Origin of the sequence: Streptomyces sp. NPDC053069 (assembly GCF_044546895.1) — a bacterium.
In the GTDB taxonomy this organism is placed as follows: Bacteria; Actinomycetota; Actinomycetes; order Streptomycetales; family Streptomycetaceae; genus Streptomyces.
Map to the genome: position 1 here is coordinate 127,422 of NZ_JBITZN010000015.1, position 17,495 is coordinate 144,916.

At 71.4% G+C, this 17,495-nt stretch carries 15 protein-coding genes; 7 read left to right on the forward strand and 8 right to left on the reverse strand.

The features are described 5' to 3' along the window. Positions 1 to 103: 103 nt before the first annotated feature. From ACIGXP_RS30410 to ACIGXP_RS30420, 3 genes are all read left to right on the forward strand, one after another. The gene (locus tag ACIGXP_RS30410; RefSeq protein WP_399773736.1) at positions 104 to 862 is read left to right on the forward strand and encodes a DUF3105 domain-containing protein; all 759 of its coding nucleotides are present in this window, start codon (positions 104 to 106) and stop codon (positions 860 to 862) included. Further along, the gene (locus tag ACIGXP_RS30415; RefSeq protein WP_399773739.1) at positions 859 to 1,494 is read left to right on the forward strand and encodes a DUF305 domain-containing protein; all 636 of its coding nucleotides are present in this window, start codon (positions 859 to 861) and stop codon (positions 1,492 to 1,494) included. Before ACIGXP_RS30410 ends, ACIGXP_RS30415 begins: the two co-directional genes overlap by 4 nt. 248 nt (positions 1,495 to 1,742) lie before the next feature. Continuing rightward, positions 1,743 to 3,695: a S53 family peptidase gene (locus ACIGXP_RS30420; RefSeq protein ID WP_363216311.1), complete on the forward strand. Its 1,953-nt coding sequence runs from the start codon at positions 1,743 to 1,745 to the stop codon at positions 3,693 to 3,695. 59 nt (positions 3,696 to 3,754) lie between these two features. Here the strand turns inward: ACIGXP_RS30420 and ACIGXP_RS30425 are convergent, their stop codons facing one another. The 4 genes from ACIGXP_RS30425 to ACIGXP_RS30440 form a co-directional block, all read right to left on the reverse strand. Then, positions 3,755 to 4,972 (reverse strand): MFS transporter, encoded by a 1,218-nt coding sequence (locus tag ACIGXP_RS30425; protein WP_363216312.1) that lies wholly within the window; start codon positions 4,970 to 4,972, stop codon positions 3,755 to 3,757. Positions 4,973 to 5,089: 117 nt separating this feature from the next. Further along, positions 5,090 to 6,139, reverse strand: a complete 1,050-nt coding sequence (locus tag ACIGXP_RS30430; protein WP_363216313.1) for an endonuclease/exonuclease/phosphatase family protein — start codon at positions 6,137 to 6,139, stop codon at positions 5,090 to 5,092. A gap of 186 nt (positions 6,140 to 6,325) precedes the next feature. Next, complete coding sequence (locus ACIGXP_RS30435; RefSeq protein ID WP_363216314.1) at positions 6,326 to 6,955, reverse strand: TetR/AcrR family transcriptional regulator; 630 nt, start codon at positions 6,953 to 6,955, stop codon at positions 6,326 to 6,328. 75 nt (positions 6,956 to 7,030) lie between these two features. Then, a complete protein-coding gene (locus ACIGXP_RS30440) occupies positions 7,031 to 8,617 on the reverse strand; it encodes an MFS transporter (protein ID WP_363216315.1) in 1,587 nt (528 codons plus the stop codon). Between the two features lie 201 nt (positions 8,618 to 8,818). Between ACIGXP_RS30440 and panB the strand changes: the two genes are divergently transcribed. From panB to ACIGXP_RS30455, 3 genes are all read left to right on the forward strand, one after another. Further along, positions 8,819 to 9,685 carry a 3-methyl-2-oxobutanoate hydroxymethyltransferase gene (panB, locus tag ACIGXP_RS30445; RefSeq protein ID WP_399773744.1) on the forward strand — a complete coding sequence of 289 codons (867 nt, stop codon included), beginning with the start codon at positions 8,819 to 8,821 and terminating at the stop codon, positions 9,683 to 9,685. 228 nt (positions 9,686 to 9,913) lie between these two features. Continuing rightward, positions 9,914 to 10,939 carry an ATP-binding cassette domain-containing protein gene (locus tag ACIGXP_RS30450; protein ID WP_399773747.1) on the forward strand — a complete coding sequence of 342 codons (1,026 nt, stop codon included), beginning with the start codon at positions 9,914 to 9,916 and terminating at the stop codon, positions 10,937 to 10,939. Further along, a complete protein-coding gene (locus ACIGXP_RS30455) occupies positions 10,936 to 11,757 on the forward strand; it encodes an ABC transporter permease (RefSeq protein ID WP_399773750.1) in 822 nt (273 codons plus the stop codon). Before ACIGXP_RS30450 ends, ACIGXP_RS30455 begins: the two co-directional genes overlap by 4 nt. An 8-nt stretch (positions 11,758 to 11,765) precedes the next feature. On the opposite strand, the gene ACIGXP_RS30460 is transcribed toward ACIGXP_RS30455, so the two are convergent. Then, on the reverse strand, positions 11,766 to 15,023 hold the full coding sequence (locus ACIGXP_RS30460; RefSeq protein WP_399773752.1) for a BTAD domain-containing putative transcriptional regulator: 3,258 nt from the start codon (positions 15,021 to 15,023) through the stop codon (positions 11,766 to 11,768). Positions 15,024 to 15,036: 13 nt separating this feature from the next. After that, positions 15,037 to 15,516, reverse strand: a complete 480-nt coding sequence (locus ACIGXP_RS30465; protein WP_363216320.1) for a DUF6578 domain-containing protein — start codon at positions 15,514 to 15,516, stop codon at positions 15,037 to 15,039. 118 nt (positions 15,517 to 15,634) lie between these two features. On the opposite strand from ACIGXP_RS30465, the gene ACIGXP_RS30470 reads away from it, so the two are divergent. After that, the gene (locus ACIGXP_RS30470) at positions 15,635 to 16,435 is read left to right on the forward strand and encodes a site-2 protease family protein (protein WP_399773756.1); all 801 of its coding nucleotides are present in this window, start codon (positions 15,635 to 15,637) and stop codon (positions 16,433 to 16,435) included. Here ACIGXP_RS30470 and ACIGXP_RS30475 read toward each other — a convergent pair. Both ACIGXP_RS30475 and npdG read right to left on the reverse strand, forming a co-directional pair. Continuing rightward, positions 16,425 to 16,643 carry a hypothetical protein gene (locus ACIGXP_RS30475; RefSeq protein ID WP_399773759.1) on the reverse strand — a complete coding sequence of 73 codons (219 nt, stop codon included), beginning with the start codon at positions 16,641 to 16,643 and terminating at the stop codon, positions 16,425 to 16,427. The genes ACIGXP_RS30470 and ACIGXP_RS30475 overlap by 11 nt on opposite strands. Positions 16,644 to 16,698: 55 nt before the next feature. Beyond that, positions 16,699 to 17,412, reverse strand: a complete 714-nt coding sequence (gene npdG, locus ACIGXP_RS30480) for an NADPH-dependent F420 reductase (RefSeq protein ID WP_363216324.1) — start codon at positions 17,410 to 17,412, stop codon at positions 16,699 to 16,701. Between the last annotated feature and the right edge of the window lie 83 nt (positions 17,413 to 17,495).

Consider the following 17,495-nt stretch of genomic DNA (forward strand, 5'->3'; position numbering starts at 1 on the left):
ACGGAAGTTTGACCCGGCCTCCCTACGGAAGACGGCCCGTCCCGATTACGATCGGCGAGCCCGCCCTTACCGATGCCACCCCTTTCCCAGAAGGACACACCTCATGGGTACCGCCAAGAACAGCACCGTGGCGCGCAAGGCGCGCATAGAGGAGATGCGCCGCGCCGAGCACGCCCGCGAGCGCCGCAACCGTGTGCTGGCCGTCGCCGCGAGCGTGGTGGTCGTCGCCGGTCTCGTCGTCGGCGGCGTGGTCCTCGTGGACTCCCGGTCGGACGGCAAAGCGGACAGCAAGGCGGACAGCAAGGCGGACAGCAAGGCAGAGGGCCAGGCGGACAACAAGGCGAACAGCAGGGCGAACAGCGCGAAGGACACCTCGGGCGGCGCCAAGGGCTCCGCCGGTGACGTCGGGCACTGGGTCACCGGTGACGACGGCGTGAAGAGCTGGACCGGCAAGCTGTCCCGGACACACGTGGCGACCGGGGTGGCGTACCCGATGCACCCGCCGGTGGGCGGCAACCACAGCCCCGTCTGGGCGAACTGCAACGGCGACGTCTATCCCGAGCCGGTGCCGGACGAGAACGCCGTGCACGCGCTGGAGCACGGCGCGGTCTGGGTGACGTACACCGGCAAGGCCAACAAGGCCGACATCGACGCGCTCGCGGCCAAGGTGAAGAAGACGCCGTTCTCGCTGATGAGCCCGTACGAGAACCAGGCCGCCCCGCTGATCCTGTCGGCGTGGGGCCACCAGGTGAGCGTCAAGAGCGCGAGCGACCCCGAGGTGGACAAGTTCTTCGCCACCTATGTCCAGGGCAAGCAGACGCCCGAGCCGGGCGCCCCCTGCACCGGCGGGGTCATGAAGTGAGGCGGCGGCACGTCGGATGGATCGCGGGCGCCGCGGCGGCGGTGCTCGTCGCGGCCGGCGCGATCACGTACGCGGTCGCCGAGGACTCCAGCGGCGGCTCGGCGACGACGACGCCGGGCCCCGAGTCGGCGGACGCCGGGTTCGCGCGGGACATGGCGATCCACCACCAGCAGGCCGTCGAGATGTCGTACATCGTCCGGGACCGCACGAAGAACGAGGACGTGCGCAGGCTCGCCTACGACATCGCGCAGACGCAGGCCAACCAGCGCGGCATGCTGCTCGGCTGGCTGGACCTGTGGGAGCTGTCGAAGGTGTCGGCCAAGCCGCCGATGACCTGGATGGGCATGGGCGGCATGGCCTCCGGCAAGGACGGCGCGCTGATGCCGGGCATGGCGACGAACACGGAGCTGAAGAAGCTCCAGTCGCTGAGCGGCAAGCAGGCCGAGATCCTGTATCTGCAGCTGATGACGGACCATCACAAGGGCGGGATCCACATGGCCGAGGGGTGTGTGGCCAAGTGCACCGTCGGCGTGGAGAAGCGGCTCGCCCAGGGCATGGTCGACGCGCAGCAGTCGGAGCTTGAGGTGATGGCCGGGATGCTGAAGGAGCGGGGAGCGGCGCCGCGGTCGTGAACAGCGGTACGTGAACAGTCCCCGGGCCGTTCCGTTACCCAACCGTGAGGTACGAAACGCGCAATTCGCCCCACCTGACGGGCACTTGAGCTTCTCTTGACCTTTACGTTCCCCTGGCATGAACGGTTCATCGACAGAGTGACCCCCATCATGTGATCCATTCGACCGGCCGAACCGCCGCGGGCCGGCGCGCGGATGCATGACGTACCGACCACTACATGCATGCGAACCGCATCGCAGGGGGTTCTATGAGATCCAACCGCGCCAAGCTGCGCGCTGTGAGCATGGCAGCGACACTGCCCATGGTCGCCGGCGCGCTGGCGCTGGGCATACCCGCGGCGCACGCCGCGGACAGCCCCGCTCGTGACGCACTGAAGGGCACCAAGCCGCTCTGGGCCACGGCCAAGGCGGACAAGGGCGCGACCCCGGACAGCGCCCAGGTGAAGGCCCGGGTGTACCTGGCCGGCAAGGACGCGGCGGGCCTCGCGGCCTACGCCAAGGCCGTGTCCGACCCCAGCTCGCCGCTGTACGGCAAGTACCTGAACGCCAAGAAGGCGCAGGCCCGCTTCGGGGCCACCAAGGCCCAGGTGACCGCCGTCAAGAACTGGCTGACCTCGGCCGGTCTGAAGGTCACCCAGGTCACCCCGCACTACGTCGCCGTCTCCGGTGACGTCGCCGCCGCCGAGAAGGCGTTCGGCACCCAGCTGCACAACTTCGCCAAGGGCTCGGCGACCTACCGCGCCCCGGCGCAGACGGCCTCCGTGCCGTCCGCCCTGAAGGACGCCGTCCTGACCGTCACCGGCCTGGACAACGCCCCGCACAAGGCGAACCACGACGACCAGCTCCCGCCGCCGGACGCCGTGTTCAAGAACTCCGGGCCGTTCTCCTCGTACTTCGGCTCGAACATCGCGACGACCCTGCCCGACGCGTACGGCGGCAAGATCCCGTACGCGATCAAGGGCTACACCGGCAAGCAGCTGCGCGCCGCCTACGGCGCCGGCTCCTACACCGGCAAGAACGTCCGCATCGCCATCACGGACGCCTACGCCTCGCCGACCATCGCCTACGACGCCGGCAAGTACGCGCTGAAGAACGGTGACGCGGCCTGGAAGACCGGCCAGCTGCACCAGGTGCTGCCGAAGAACTACACCAAGACCAAGGAGTGCGGCGCCGGCGGCTGGTACGGCGAGGAGACCCTCGACGTCGAGGCCGTGCACGCGGTAGCCCCGGCCGCCGACGTCACCTACGTCGGCGCGGCCTCCTGCTACGACGACGACCTGCTCGACTCGCTCAGCAAGATCGTCGACAACCACCTGGCCGACATCGTCTCCAACTCCTGGGGCGACATCGAGGGCAATCAGACGCCGGACCTCGCCGCCGCCTACGACCAGGTCTTCCAGCTGGGCGCGGTGCAGGGCATCGGCTTCTACTTCTCCTCCGGTGACGACGGCGACCAGGTCGCCAAGTCCGGTACGAAGCAGGTCGACACCCCGGCCAACTCGGCCTGGGTGACCGCGGTCGGCGGTACGTCCCTGGCCGTCGGCAAGGGCGACACGTACCAGTGGGAGACCGGCTGGGGCACCGAGAAGGCGACCCTGTCGGCCGACGGCAAGAGCTGGACCAACTTCCCCGGCACCTTCACCTCGGGCGCGGGCGGCGGCACCAGCAGGACGGTCGCCCAGCCGTACTACCAGAAGGGCGTCGTCCCGGACTCGCTCGCCAAGGCCAACAGCGCCGACGGCAACCGTGTCGTCCCGGACATCGCGGCCATCGCCGACCCGAACACCGGCTTCCTGGTCGGCCAGAGCCAGACCTTCCCGGACGGCTCGCAGCAGTACAGCGAGTACCGCATCGGCGGCACCTCGCTCGCCGCTCCGGTGATCGCCGCGGTCCAGGCCCTGGCCCAGGAGGCGCGCGGCGGCAAGGCGATCGGCTTCGCCAACCCGACCATCTACGCCAAGTACGGCAAGAAGGGCGTCTACCACGACGTCACGGACAACCCGACGGGCTCCGGCCTGGCGGTCGCCCGCATCGACTTCGTGAACGGCCTGGACGCCTCCGGCGGCCTCGCGACCTCGGTCCGCAGCCTCGGCAAGGACAGCTCGCTGTCCGCGGTGAAGGGCTACGACGACGTCACGGGCGTCGGCTCGCCGGCAGGCGGATACGTCGCGTCGTACGCGAAGCCCGCGAAGAACCACTGACGCTCCGCTGAGCGGAAGGGGCCCGGGGTCATGAAGACCCCGGGCCCCTTTGCGCCGGGTCAGTGGTGCAGTGCCCCCGACTCCTGCGGAACGCCGGACGTGACGACCCGGCCGGCCGACGGAGTCCCCCGGCGTCGGTCCACCGCGTACGCCACGCTCGCCACGCCCAGCCCCAGCACCGCCAGCGCCGCACCGGCGAGCGCGGGGGACGTCGTACCCAAGCCCGCCGCGAGGGCGAGGCCGCCGATCCACGCGCCGCCTGCGTTGGCCAGATTGAACGCCGCCTGGTTGGCGGAGGAGGCCAGGGACGGTGCCGCGGCCGCCTTCTCCATCACCATCAGCTGGAGGGGCGAACCCGTGACGAACGCCGCCATGCCCAGCAGTGCCACCGCCGGCGCCGCGCTCCACGGCGCCCGCATGAGGAGGGGGAACAGCAGGAGCACGAGCCCCAGAGAAGCCAGCCCGCCGAACAGCGTGCCCCGCAGGGAGTGGTCCGCCAGGCGGCCGCCCAGCAGGTTGCCCGCCGTGGCGCCCACGCCGAACAGGGCCAGCAGCAGCGTCACGTTGCCCTCCGCGAACCCGGCCGACCCGGTCAGCATCGGGGTGACGTAGCTGTAGGCCGCGAAGAGCGCGCCGAAGCCCGCCACCGTCGTACCGAGGGCCAGCCAGACCGGGAGGGAGCGCAGGGCCGCCAGTTCGCCGCGCAGGCCCGCCGACGAAGCCCCGTGCCCCCCGTCACGCGGAACGAGCAGGGCCAGCGAGGCGATCGCCGCCAGGCCGATCACGCTCACACCCAGGAACGCCGCGCGCCAGCCCAGGTGCTGGCCGACCAGCGTCGCCACCGGCACGCCCGCGATGTTGGCGACGGTCAGGCCGAGGAACATCAGGGACACCGAGCGGGCCTTGCGCTCCGGCGGGACCATCGCCGTGGCGACGACCGCTCCGACGCCGAAGAAGGCACCGTGCGGCAGGCCGCTGAGGAAGCGGGCGGCGAGGAGGGAGCCGTCGCCGGGAGCGAGGGCGGAGAGGGCGTTGCCGACCACGAACAGGGCCATCAGGGCGATCAGGACCGTGCGGCGGGACATGCGGGCCGTGAGCGCGGCGAGCAGCGGGGCGCCGATCACCACGCCCAACGCGTAGGCCGAGACCAGGTGTCCGGCGGTGGGGATCGAGATGTGCAGGTCGTCCGCGACGTCGGGCAGCAGGCCCATCATCACGAACTCGGTGGTGCCTATTCCGAAAGCGCCGACGGCCAGGGCGAGCAGGGCCAGGGGCATGAAGGGCCTGTGCCTTTCACGTAGGAGTCGACTCGACGTGGGAGTCGACGAGAGGGAGTTCCGTACAGCTTATGTTCAGCTACAGAACAAACTCTCCCCGGGCCCTGTTCCACCGGCTTACGAGGACGTGTCCAGCTTCACACGGGCGGCCACCGGGAGGTGATCGCTGCCGGTGCGCGGCAGTGTCCAGGAGCTCTCCGGCTCCATGCCCCTGACCATGATCTGGTCGATCCGCGCCATCGGGAACGACGCCGGCCAGCTGAACCCGAAGCCACTGCCGGCCGCGCCCTGGGTGGAGCGCATCTGGGAGGTGACGGCGTTGAGCGAGCGGTCGTTCATCGTGCCGTTCAGATCGCCGAGCAGGACGACCTGCTTCAGGGGCTCGTCGGCGATGGCCTCGCCGAGCGCGTCGGCGCTCTTGTCGCGCTGGCGGGCGGTGAACCCGGCCTCCACCTTCACCCGGACCGAGGGCATGTGGGCGACGTACACCGCGACGGGGCCGTGCGGGGTGGTGACGGTGGCCCGCATCGCGCGCTTCCAGCCGAGCTTGATGTCCACCGCCTGCACATCGCTCATCGGGTACTTGCTCCACAGACCGACCGTGCCGACGACCGCGTGGTACCGGTACGTCGGTGCGAGCGCCTTCTCGTAGACGGCCACCGCCGTGCCGGGGACCTCCTCCAGGGCCAGGACGTCGGCGCCGGAGGAGGCGACGTCACGGGCGGTCACGGCGGGGTCGGGGTTGTCGGCGTTGACGTTGTGGGTCGCCACCATCAGGTCGCCGCCCGAGCCCGACTTGTCGGTGAGCAGCCCGCCGAAGAGGTTCAGCCATACGATCGCCGGGAGGACGACGGCGATGAGCGCGGTCGCCGACTTCCGGATCAGGCCGAGCAGCAGCAGGACCGGGATGGCGAGGCCCAGCCAGGGCAGAAACGTCTCGGTCAGACTGCCGAGGTTGCCCAGCCGGTTCGGGATGCGCGAGTGCAGCAGCATCACCAGGGCCAGGAGCAGCGCCAGCACCGCAAGGACGGTGCCCCGGCGCCAGATCCGTGGATCCCCGCGCCACCCGGCGAGCAGACGGTGCGTCAGGCGCCGAAGCCGGGATCCCGGTCGCTCGGGCCCCGAGCCGCCGTCCGCCGTCTCCGTCATGTACGCCTGCTGCGCCATACCGTCTGCCTCACTGCCTGCCGTGCACACCGTCGTCCCCCGTGTTCTTCCGACCCTAGGGGATGATCGGCTCCGTTCCCGCCGTCCCATGACGGCCGTACGGAAGACGAGGACGAAAGAGCCGGGGCGGGGAGTTCCGTTTTTCCCGGGACGGCCGGGGTCTGTGACGAAACGCGCACATGAGTGCTACGAGGCTGTCGAGCTGACGGGGCGTAGGCCTGCCAGGACCGTGTCGACGATCTGCTCCGCCAGGCCCTCGGGCAGGTCGGCGTCCGGGCGCAGCACGGCCCGGGTGAGCATGGGGCCGACGAGCATGTCGTTGGCCAGTTCCAGGTCCACATCGGCGCGGAGTTCGCCGTTGCGCTGCCCGCGGCGCAGGACTTCGACCCCGAGGTCGCGCCGTGGCGCCACGACGTTCGCGTGGTACGCGGCCCAGATCCTGGGGCTGCTCTTGATCTGGGCGTGGGCGTTGTGCAGGAGCGCCGACGTCCGGCTGGCGAGGCCGCGCTGGCGCAGGTTCTCCAGCAGGACGACGAGGTCGTCGCGCATGGAGACGCCGGGGAGTTCGGGGTCGGCGGGCTCAGCGGCGCGCACGACGTCGATGAACAGGTCCTCCTTGCCGCTCCAGCGGCGGTAGATGGTGGCCTTGCCGACCCCGGCGGTGCGGGCGATGCGCTCGATGGAGAGTTCGGCGAGGGGCACGCCCTCCTCCAGGAGCTTCATCACGCCCTCGATGATGGCGCGCTCCACGGCCTCACTGCGGGGCCTGCCCCGTGCGGGGCAGCCCGGTCGCGGCCGGCTTTCGGCAAGGCTCACGTCGATCCGTCCTCTCACTGTGCTGCGGGAATTGTCCCGCAGCCGCCTCCTTCCCCCGTTGAACCGCGGTCCGCGTCAGTCGGCGGCCGCGACCAGCTCTGCTTCCTTCTCGCCCTGCTCGGTGGCGGGCGGCTTGCCCGGCAGGAACAGGGCCGTGACGACGGCGCCGATCAGTGCGACGCCCACTCCGCACAGCGCGGTGACGTGCATGGCGTGCAGGAACGCGTCGTCGGCGGGTGTGACCAGGGCCTTGCCCTGCGGGCCGAGCTTGTCGGCGATGCCGAGCGTGGCCTCGATGGACTCGGCGGCCTTGTCGCGCAGGGCGGGCGGCAGCATGCCGAGCTTGCCCTCGATGCCGTTGCGGTACGACGTGGCGAGCACCGAGCCGAGGACGGCGATGCCGAGCGCGCCGCCGACCTGGCGGAAGGTGTTGCTGAGCGCGGAGGCGGAGCCGGCCTTCTCGCGCGGCAGCGCCTGCATGATGACGACCGAGGTCGGCGTCATGATGTGCGCCATGCCGGTGCCCATGAGGAAGAAGACGACCTCGAGGATCCAGATCGGCGTGTCGGCCTCGAAGGTGGCGAACATGGCCAGTGTCGCCGCGATCAGCACCAGACCGGCGGTGGTGGTGGCCTTGTTGCCGAACCGGTCGACCAGCAGCCGGGCCCGCGGCGCGAAGATCAGCTGGGCGACGGCGAGCGGCAGCATCAGCACACCGGACTCCAGCGGGGAGTAGCCGCGCACGCTCTGGGTGTAGAAGACGCCGAAGAACGTGACGCCCATCAGCGCGAAGAAGACCAGCGCGATGGCGCTCATGGCGGCCGAGAAGACCTTGTTCTTGAAGTAGGTGACGTCGAGCGACGGGTGGTCGCTGCGCTTCTCGAAGACGACGAACGCGGCCAGCACGACGAGACCGGCGATGATCGTCGCCAGCACCTTGGTGTCGGTGAAGTCGGCCAGCTCGCCGCCCTTGATGATGCCGTAGACCAGCAGGACGAGGCCGACGACGGACAGGACGACGCCGACGGGGTCGAGGCGGCCGGGCTTGGGGTCGCGGGAGTCGGGCACCAGCCAGACCATCAGGACCAGCGCGAGGATCACGATCGGCACGTTGACGAAGAAGACCGAGCCCCACCAGAAGTGGTCGAGGAGCGCACCGCCGGTGATCGGCCCGATGGCGATGGCGAGGCCGACGCCGCCGGCCCAGATGCCGATGGCCTTGGGCTGCTCCTCGCGCTCGAAGACGTTCATCAGGACAGCGAGGGTGGCGGGCATGACGAAGGCGGCGCCGACGGCCATCAGGGCGCGGTAGGCGATCAGCTGGTTCGGCGAGCCGGACTCGGCGGCGAGCATGGAGCCGATGCCGAACACGGCGATGCCGCCGAGCAGCACCTTCTTGCGGCCGAGGCGGTCGCCGATGAGGCCGGCGGTGAACAGCAGGCCGGCGAAGACGAGGGTGTAGGAGTTGATCGCCCACTCGATCTCGCCCTGGGTGGCGCCGAGGCCGGTCGGCGCGGGGCTGGAGATGGTCTTGATGGCGACGTTCAGGATCGAGTTGTCGAGCACCACGATCAGCAGGCTCAGCATGAGCACGCCGAGAATCGCCCAGCGGCGCCGGTGCACCGCTTCCGGTATCCGGGAGGCAGGGACGGGACTTGTCATGTGTTCGACCCTACGGCCATTTCGATACGGAACCGTCTCGTATCTTAATTCTTTACCAAGGCCTTACCCACAGGGGCCTTCCCGGGCGCCGGGCGGGGATCACAAGGGGCCCCTCTGGTCCTGACTGGCACGAGGTGCCACCATGGAGGCGATCCGGGGACGCCGTCAGGGCGCCTCGAGATGACTGAAGGAGCCGTTGCCATGACGCAGCTTTCGGCTGCCCAGAACAAGCCTTCCGACGGCAGCAAGGCGCTGTACGGGGGGAAGGGCACCCGCCGCATCACCGTCCGCGACATCACGCTCGCCAAGGAGCGGGGCGAGAAGTGGCCCATGCTCACCGCCTACGACGCGATGACCGCGTCCGTCTTCGACGAGGCCGGGATCCCGGTGATCCTGGTCGGTGACTCGGCGGGCAACTGTCACCTCGGGTACGAGACGACCGTGCCCGTCACCCTCGACGAGATGACGATGCTGTCGGCGGCCGTGGTCCGCGGCACCCAGCGCGCCCTCATCGTCGGCGACCTCCCCTTCGGCTCCTACCAGGAGGGCCCGGTGCAGGCGCTGCGCTCGGCGACCCGGCTGGTGAAGGAGGCCGGCGTCGGCGCGGTCAAGCTGGAGGGCGGCGAGCGGTCGCACGAGCAGATCCGGCTGCTGGTGGAGTCCGGCATCCCGGTCATGGCCCACATCGGGCTGACCCCGCAGTCCGTCAACGCGATGGGCTACCGCGTGCAGGGGCGGGGCGAGGAGGCGGCGCAGCAGCTGCTGCGGGACGCGAAGGCCGTACAGGACGCGGGTGCGTTCGCGGTCGTCCTGGAGCTGGTACCGGCGGAGCTGGCGGCCGAGGTGACGCGGGTGCTGCACATTCCGACGGTGGGTATCGGCGCCGGACCGGAGACGGACGCGCAGGTGCTGGTCTGGACGGACATGCTCGGGCTGACCTCCGGCCGGGTGCCGAAGTTCGTCAAGAAGTACGCGAACCTCCGTGAAGTGATGGGCGACGCGGCGAAGTCGTTCGCGGAGGACGTCGTCGGCGGAACGTTCCCGCTGGAGGAGCACTCCGTCCACTGAGCCATTGCGGCAACACCGGGCAGCCCGCCGATCATCCCCCGTCGGCGGGCTGGCCCTTTTTTGCGCCTGATCCGGCGCCGCTCTCGCGGACGTGATTGCTCGCCGTCGTGATTCCTCACTTGATGGTTGCGGTGGTCGTCCGATGGTTGCGGTGGTCGTCGGGAAGTTGTCGGTGGCTGTAGGCGGCCTGTCGGTGGTTTGTCGGTGGCCCCTGGCACCGTCTTCCCCATGAAGCGAATCCACGAGAACCCCGTCGGCGCGAGCCACGCCGTGACGGTACGGGGACTGGTCAAGCACTACGGCGAGACCAAGGCACTGGACGGTGTGGACCTGGACGTGCGCGAGGGCACCGTGATGGGTGTGCTCGGCCCGAACGGCGCCGGCAAGACCACCCTCGTACGGATCCTGTCCACCCTGATCGCCCCGGACGCCGGCCGGGCGACCGTGGCCGGGTACGACGTCGTACGGCAGCCCCGCCAGTTGCGCCGGGTGATAGGCCTCACCGGGCAGTACGCCTCCGTCGACGAGAAGCTGCCCGGCTGGGAGAACCTGTACATGATCGGCCGGCTGCTGGACCTGTCCCGCAAGGACGCCCGCGCCCGCGCCGACGAGCTGCTGGAGCGGTTCTCCCTGACCGAGGCGGCCCGGCGGCCGGCGAGCACGTACTCCGGCGGTATGCGGCGACGGCTGGATCTCGCCGCCTCGATGATCGGGCGGCCGGCCGTGCTCTACCTGGACGAGCCGACCACCGGGCTCGATCCCCGTACCCGCAACGAGGTGTGGGACGAGGTGAAGGCGATGGTCGGCGACGGTGTCACCGTGCTGCTGACCACCCAGTACATGGAGGAGGCCGAACAGCTCGCCTCCGAGCTGACCGTGGTGGACCGCGGGAAGGTCATCGCCACGGGAGGGATCGAGGAGCTGAAGGCCCGCGTCGGCGGGCGCACCCTGCGGGTCCGGCCGGTCGACCCGCTGCAACTGCGCCCGCTCGCCGCCATGCTGGACGAGCTGGGCATCACCGGGCTCGCCTCCACCACCGTCGACACCGAGACCGGCACCCTGCTGGTGCCGATCCTCAGCGACGAGCAGCTGACCGCAGTGGTCGGCGCGGTCACCGCGCGCGGCATCACGATCTCCTCCATCACCACCGAACTCCCCAGCCTGGACGAGGTGTTCCTGTCCCTCACCGGCCACCGCGCCAGTGCCCCGCAGGACACGACGTCCGCCGACGCCCGCCAGGAGGTCGCCGTATGAGCGCCACCACCGCCACCACCGCTGTCACCGACTCCGACGTCCGTATCCCGCTGCGCGGGCATCTGCGGCACACCGGCGCGCTCATCCGCCGCAATCTGCTCTGGATCCGCCAGGACCCGGAGTCGATGTTCGACGCGCTGCTGATGCCGGTCGTCTTCACCCTGCTGTTCGTCTACGTCTTCGGCGGGTCCATCGGGCAGGCGCTCGGCGGCGGCCAGGGCAGGTACGTGCAGTACGTCATCCCCGGCATGATCGCCATGATGAGCATGACCCTGTCGCAGGGGGTCGGCACCGGGTTCAGCCAGGACTTCAACAGTGGCGTCATGGACCGGTTCCGGTCGCTGCCGATCGGCCGCGGGTCCGTTCTGTTCGCGAAGATCGCCGTCGAGCTGGCCCGCATGCTGTTCGCCACGACCGTGCTGATGGTCGTCGCCGTGCTGGTCGGGTTCCACATCCACCACTGGGCCGGCCTGTTCGCGGCCGTGGGTCTGTCCGCGCTGTTCGCCTCCTCGATCATGTGGGTGTTCCTCACCCTCGGCGTGATCCTGAAGAACGCGCAGTCCGTGCAGGCGATGGGCTTCCTGGTGCTCTTCCCGCTGCAGTTCGGGTCCTCGATCTTCGCGCCGCCGAAGTCGATGCCGGGCTGGCTGCAGCACTTCACCGACTACAACCCGCTGTCGACACTCGCGGACGCGGCCCGCGGCCTGATGGACGGCGGACCGGTCGCGCATCCCCTGTGGGTGACCGTGGCCTGGTCGGTGGGGATCACGGCCGTCATGGGACCGGTCGCCATCCACAAGTTCCGCACCAAGAGCTGAGCCGTGGCTCAGACCAGGGCGGTGGCCTCCGCGAGGGAGAGGCCACCGCCCTCGGCGTACGCGGCCCGGTAGGCCGGTTCGTCCAGGCCCCGGCGGATCCGGGCCTCGGTCAGGTCGTGGCAGCGCAGCTCGACGCCGGAGAGGATGTGGCCGGCCGGCAGCAGGGCGTCGGCGGCGCCCAGGCAGCGGGCGGCGTCGGCGGCGCGGCTGCCGCCGTCCAGGGCGGCCAGGGCCATCGCCGCGGTGGTGAGGCACACCGAGTGCAGATGCGGGGCGATGGTCTGGGCCAGTGGGTCGCGGGCGAGGTGCATCGCCCGCCGGGACCGGTCCAGGGCCGCCTCGGCATGCCCGTCCAGCGCGTCCAGCCAGGCCTCCTGGGCGAGGATCATGGAGTCGAAGACGACAAAGTGCGCGATCTTGAACTCCTCGCGCAGCAGGCGCAGTTGCTCCCGGGCCTCGGCGACGCGACCGGTCAGGCCCAGCCAGCAGCCGAGGAAGAGCCGGGCGGCCGGCATCGCCTCGTTGAGGGAGCCCTCCTGGCTCGCGATGACGTCCCGGAGCAGCTGCTCGCCGCGTTCGAGGTCGCCCGTCTCCATGAGCACGCTGCCGAGGCGGGCGCGGAGGACGGCCATCTGGCCGCGGGCGCCGAGGCGTTCGGCGTGTTCGATGGCCGCCCGGTAGTCGGCGGCGGCCTCGCGGTAGGCGCCCTGGCGTTCATGGGCCTCGCCGCGGGCGGACAGCGCCTCCGCGGTGCCCCAGGCGTCACCGAAGCGGCGGAAGATCTCCAGCGACTCCTCGGCGTCACGGGTGGCGTTGCCGGCCCAGGCGGCACGGTTGGCGAGGAGGTTGGCGCGCAGTTGCAGGGTCGTGGCCAGTTCCCACTCGAAACCGGGGGTGTCGCGGCAGGTCTGTACGCACGCGTCGATGACCGCCCACATCCGCTCGGCGCCGCCGGTCAGCATGACGGCGAAGAACCAGAGCAGGCCGGGCACCCGGCAGGTCTGCGGCAGCCCGGGCTCGTAGGTCTCCACGACGGCGTGCAGCTTGGCCTGCGCCTCGGGCGTCTGCCACGACTCCAGATCGTGGTCCATGCAGGCGAGATGGGCGAGGTGGACGCCGCGCCGGGCCTCGGCGAGGATCTCGCCGGTGTACGGGGGCGGGGCGTCGGTGCAGCGCTGCCACAGCGGTGCGGCGGGCCGTACGGGTGCGGCGAAGGGGTCGGGGCCGAGCGCCATGACCTCCTCGCACCAGGCGCGGGTCTCGATGCGCTGGTCCCGCATCTGCCAGAAGACCACCAGGGACAGCACCAGGCACAGCGCCTCCTGCTCGTCGCCCGCGGCGATAGCGTGCCGCAGCGCGGTGCGCAGGTTCTCGTACTCCAGCTGGAACCGGTCGATGGCGGTGCGCTGTCCGGGGCCGCGCAGCAACGGGTCGGTGGTGCGGGCGAGTTCGCGGTAGTACGTCAGGTGGGCGCGTTCGGCGTCGGCGCGGCGGCCGTTCTCGTCGAGCCGTTCGCCGGCGTACTCGGCGACGGTCTCCAGCAGCCGGTAGCGCATCCCGCCCTCGGCCACAGGCGCGGCCACCACCAGGGACTTGTCGACCAGGGAGCCGAGCGCGTCCAGGGCGACGGGGCCGCACACGGCCTCGGCGGCGGCCAGGTCGCAGCCGCCCGCGAAGACGGACAGCCGGGCGAGGACGTCCCGTTCGTCCTCGTCGAGCAGTTCCCAGGACCAGTCCACGACGGCCCGCAGGGTCTGCTGGCGGGGCAGCACGGTGCGGCTGCCGGAGGTGAGCAGCCGGAACCGGTCGTCGAGCCGGTCGGCTATCTGACGGGGGGTGAGCATACGCAGCCGCGCCGCCGCCAGTTCGATCGCGAGGGGCAGTCCGTCGAGCCGCCGGCAGATCTCGGCGCAGCCCTCGGGATCGTCCTCGGTACGGAATCCGGGCCGGGCCGCCGCGCCCCGGTCGGCGAGCAGCCGCAGTGCGACCGGCTCGGGCAGCGGCTCCACCGGACGCACCAGCTCCCCCGGCACACCGAGGGGCTCCCGGCTGGTGGCGAGGACGGTCAGCCCGGGGCAGCGGGCCAGCAGCCGCTCGGTCAGGTGGGCGGCGGCCTCGACGACGTGCTCGCAGTTGTCGAGCACGATCAGCATCCGGCGCCGCGCGCAGTGCTCCACGAGCCGTTCGAGGGGGTCGTCGTACCGGTCGGCGACCGCGCGCATGCTCTCGGCGCCGGCGCCGTGCAGCACGGTCTCGCGGGCGCCGATCGCGGTGAGCACGGCCTGCGGTACGGCGTCGGGGTCGTCCACGGGTGCGAGCTCGGCCAGCCACACTCCGTCGCGGACGGTGTGCCGTACCGCTTCGGCGGCCTCCTGGGACAGCCGGGTCTTCCCGGCGCCGCCGGGCCCGAGCAGGGTGACCAGGCGGGCGGCGGCGAGATCGGCGCCGATGGCCTCGATGTCGGCTTCCCGGCCGACGAAGGAGGTGAGCCGGGCGGGGAGGTTGCCGAGGACCGGGCGCGCGGGCTCCGGCGGAGCCTGGGTGAGCAGCAACTCGGCGTGCAGCGCCCGCAGTTCGGGGCCGGGGTCGGAGCCGAGCCGGTCCGCGAGCAGCCGTCGTACGTCCTCGTAGGCGGCCAGTGCCCGGGCCGGGCGGCCGGTGTCGCGCAGGGCGCGCAGCCGCAGGGCCTGCAGCGGCTCGTCCAGCGGGTGGGCGTCGCACAGGGCGGTCAGTTCGGGCAGCGACTGCTCGGCGTGCCCGAGGGCGAGGGCGGCGGTGTGCCGGGCACGCAGGGCGTCGAGGCGGCGGGTCTCCCAGCGGGCCGCCTCGGCGGTGTGGTCGGGCAGGTCGGCGAGGGCGGGGCCGCGCCACAGGGCGAGTGCGTCGTCGAGGACGGCGGCGGCCTTGGCCGGGTCGCCGTCGGCGAGTGCGGCGAGGCCGTCGCCGGTCAGCCGCTCGAAGCGGGTGAGGTCGACGTCGTCGGGCGCGGCGGTGAGCCGGTAGCCGCCCTCGGCGGAGGCGACGGCGTCCGCGCCGAGGGTGCGGCGCAGCCGGCCGACGAGCGCCTGCAGCGCACCGGCGGCGTCGGCGGGCGGCTCGGCGCCCCACACCTCGTCGACGAGCATGCCCACGGGCACGGTCCGCCCGGCCCGCAGCGCGAGCACGCCCAGCAGGGCACGCAGCCGCGCCCCGCCGACCGGGACGGCCGTACCGTCGGGGCGGAGTACCTGGGTGGTGCCGAGCAGGCGATAGCGCACGGGGTCCATTGTCTCCGAGCGCTCAGCGGCGGTCACCGGGTTTCGGCGGTGTGCCGTCCGGGACCTCCAGGGTGACGAGGACGCCGACGGCGCGGCGGACACGGTACGGAACCCGCCGCGCCGGCCGCTTGTCCTCCTCGAACCCCGGGAACCACTTGGGACACTTGTCGACGGGCTCCAGGGTCCGTGCGCCGGGCACCGGTTCCAGCGCGCGCCCGGCCGCCCGGACGACCACCGTGCCGGGCGCCGGGCCGGCGGGTTCGGCGGCGCCCGGGTCGTGGCGGGCCGTGTACTCCTGGTGCACCAGGTCGATGGCACAGACCCGGCCGACGGTCCTGTGCTTCGGGCCTCCGTGGTTCTCCACCCACGCGTCGGCGCCGTACCAGCGGTCGTCCCTGGCCTGTGACCCGTCGACGGCGACCAGCCGCCAGCCGACCTCCTGGCCCACGCCGAACGGCCTGCCGCAGCACTCCATCTGCCAGTCCTCGTAGAACACCCTCATCCGTGGCATTGCCCCACGCTTTCAGGAACCGGACGGCGAGCGCGAGACGTTTCCCCCACGAGTGCGCGGCCGGTACGGTCGCATTCCCGACCGTCCCCGTCCGCACAGGAGTCCGCCGATGACCACCGCCACCACCCGCCGCGGCGAGCGCCGAGTCAGCCCGGTGTTCATCGGGATCCTGGCCGTGACGGCGGTGACGGGCTGGGCCACCTGGAGCGGGTACGCGGCGCAGCCGGGCGTCGCGGTGTTCCTGTTCGTGACGGCGGCCTGGATCGTCTCCCTGTGCCTGCACGAGTACGCGCACGCGCGCACGGCCCTGCACAGCGGGGACATCACGGTCGGTGCCAAGGGCTACCTCACGCTGAACCCGCTGAAGTACACGCACGCGCTGCTGAGCATCGTGCTCCCGGTGCTCTTCGTGATCATGGGCGGGATCGGCCTGCCGGGCGGCGCGGTGTTCATCGAGCGCGGCCGGATCCGGGGCCGCTGGCGGCACAGCCTGATCTCGGCGGCGGGCCCGCTGACGAACGTGCTGTTCGCGGCCGTGTGCACCGCACCGTTCTGGCTGCACGCGCTGGACGGCGTCCCCGCCGACTTCCAGTACGCGCTGGCGTTCCTGGCGCTGCTCCAGGTGACGGCGGCGATCCTGAACTTCCTGCCGGTGCCGGGCCTGGACGGCTACGGCGTCATCGAGCCCTGGCTGTCCTACCAGGTGAAGCGCCAGGTGGAGCCGTTCGCGCCGTTCGGTCTGCTGTTCGTGTTCGCGCTGCTGTGGGTGCCGTCGGTCAACACCGCGTTCTTCGACGTCATAGACGCGCTTCTGCAGCACCTGGGCGTGGGCGGCTTCTCGCGCTACTGCGGCCAGGAGCTGTACCGCTTCTGGCAGGGCACCCCCGAGATCTGCCAGGTCACCCCGTGACGGACGTGTCCTGCGCGGTGGTGGTCCGGTCGCGCTTGACGTAGTACCAGGTCATGTTGGACGTCAGGCCTGCCAGCAGCACCCAGACGATCCCCAGCCAGCTGCCCTGGGCGAACGAGACGACGGCGGCGGCCACGGCGAGGACGCAGACGACGAGGGTGTAGAGGGCGAGTCGCCGGGTCCGGGCGGGCGGAGGCAGGAGGGGCATGGGGTCGGCTCCTTGCGGGGGGACACTGCTGCGACGAACAGTGTCCCCCATCCGCTCAGACGTCGGTGAGGCGGAGCCCGGCGTGTGCCTTGTAGCGGCGGTTGACGGAGATCAGGTTCGCGACCAGTGACTCGACCTGGTGGGCGTTGCGCAGCCGCCCGGCGAAGATGCCGCGCATCCCGGGGATGCGCCCGGCGAGGGCCTGCACGATCTCGACGTCGGCCCGCTCCTCGCCCAGCACCATGACATCGGTGTCGATCTGCTCGATCCCGGGGTCCTGGAGCAGGACGGCCGACAGGTGGTGGAAGGCGGCGGCGACGCGGGAGTCCGGCAGCAGGGCGGCGGCCTGCTCGGCCGCGCTGCCCTCCTCGGGCTTGAGGGCGTAGGCGCCCTTCTTGTCGAAGCCGAGCGGGTTGACACAGTCCACGACGAGCTTGCCGGCCAGCTCCTCGCGCAGGGACTTCAGCGTGTCGCCGTGGCCGTCCCACGGTACGGCGACGATCACGATGTCGCTGCGGCGCGCGGTCTCGGCGTTGTCGGCGCCCTCGACGCCGTGACCGAGTTCCTCGGCGGCGGCGCGGGCACGCTCGGCGGCGCGGGAGCCGATGATCACCTTCTGGCCGGCCCGGGCGAGCCGGTAGGCGAGGCCCTTGCCCTGCGGTCCGGTGCCGCCGAGCACGCCGACGACGTACCCGGAGACGTCGGGCAGGTCCCAGGGGTCCTTGGCGGGGGCCTTGGCAGGGGTCTGTGCGCTGTCGGTAGAGGTCATGGGGCGAGCCTACGTCCGTGGCGCGGGCGGCACGGGTTCAGGTGAGCCGGTGCACGGGGAGGGGGCGGCGCGGGGTACGTCCC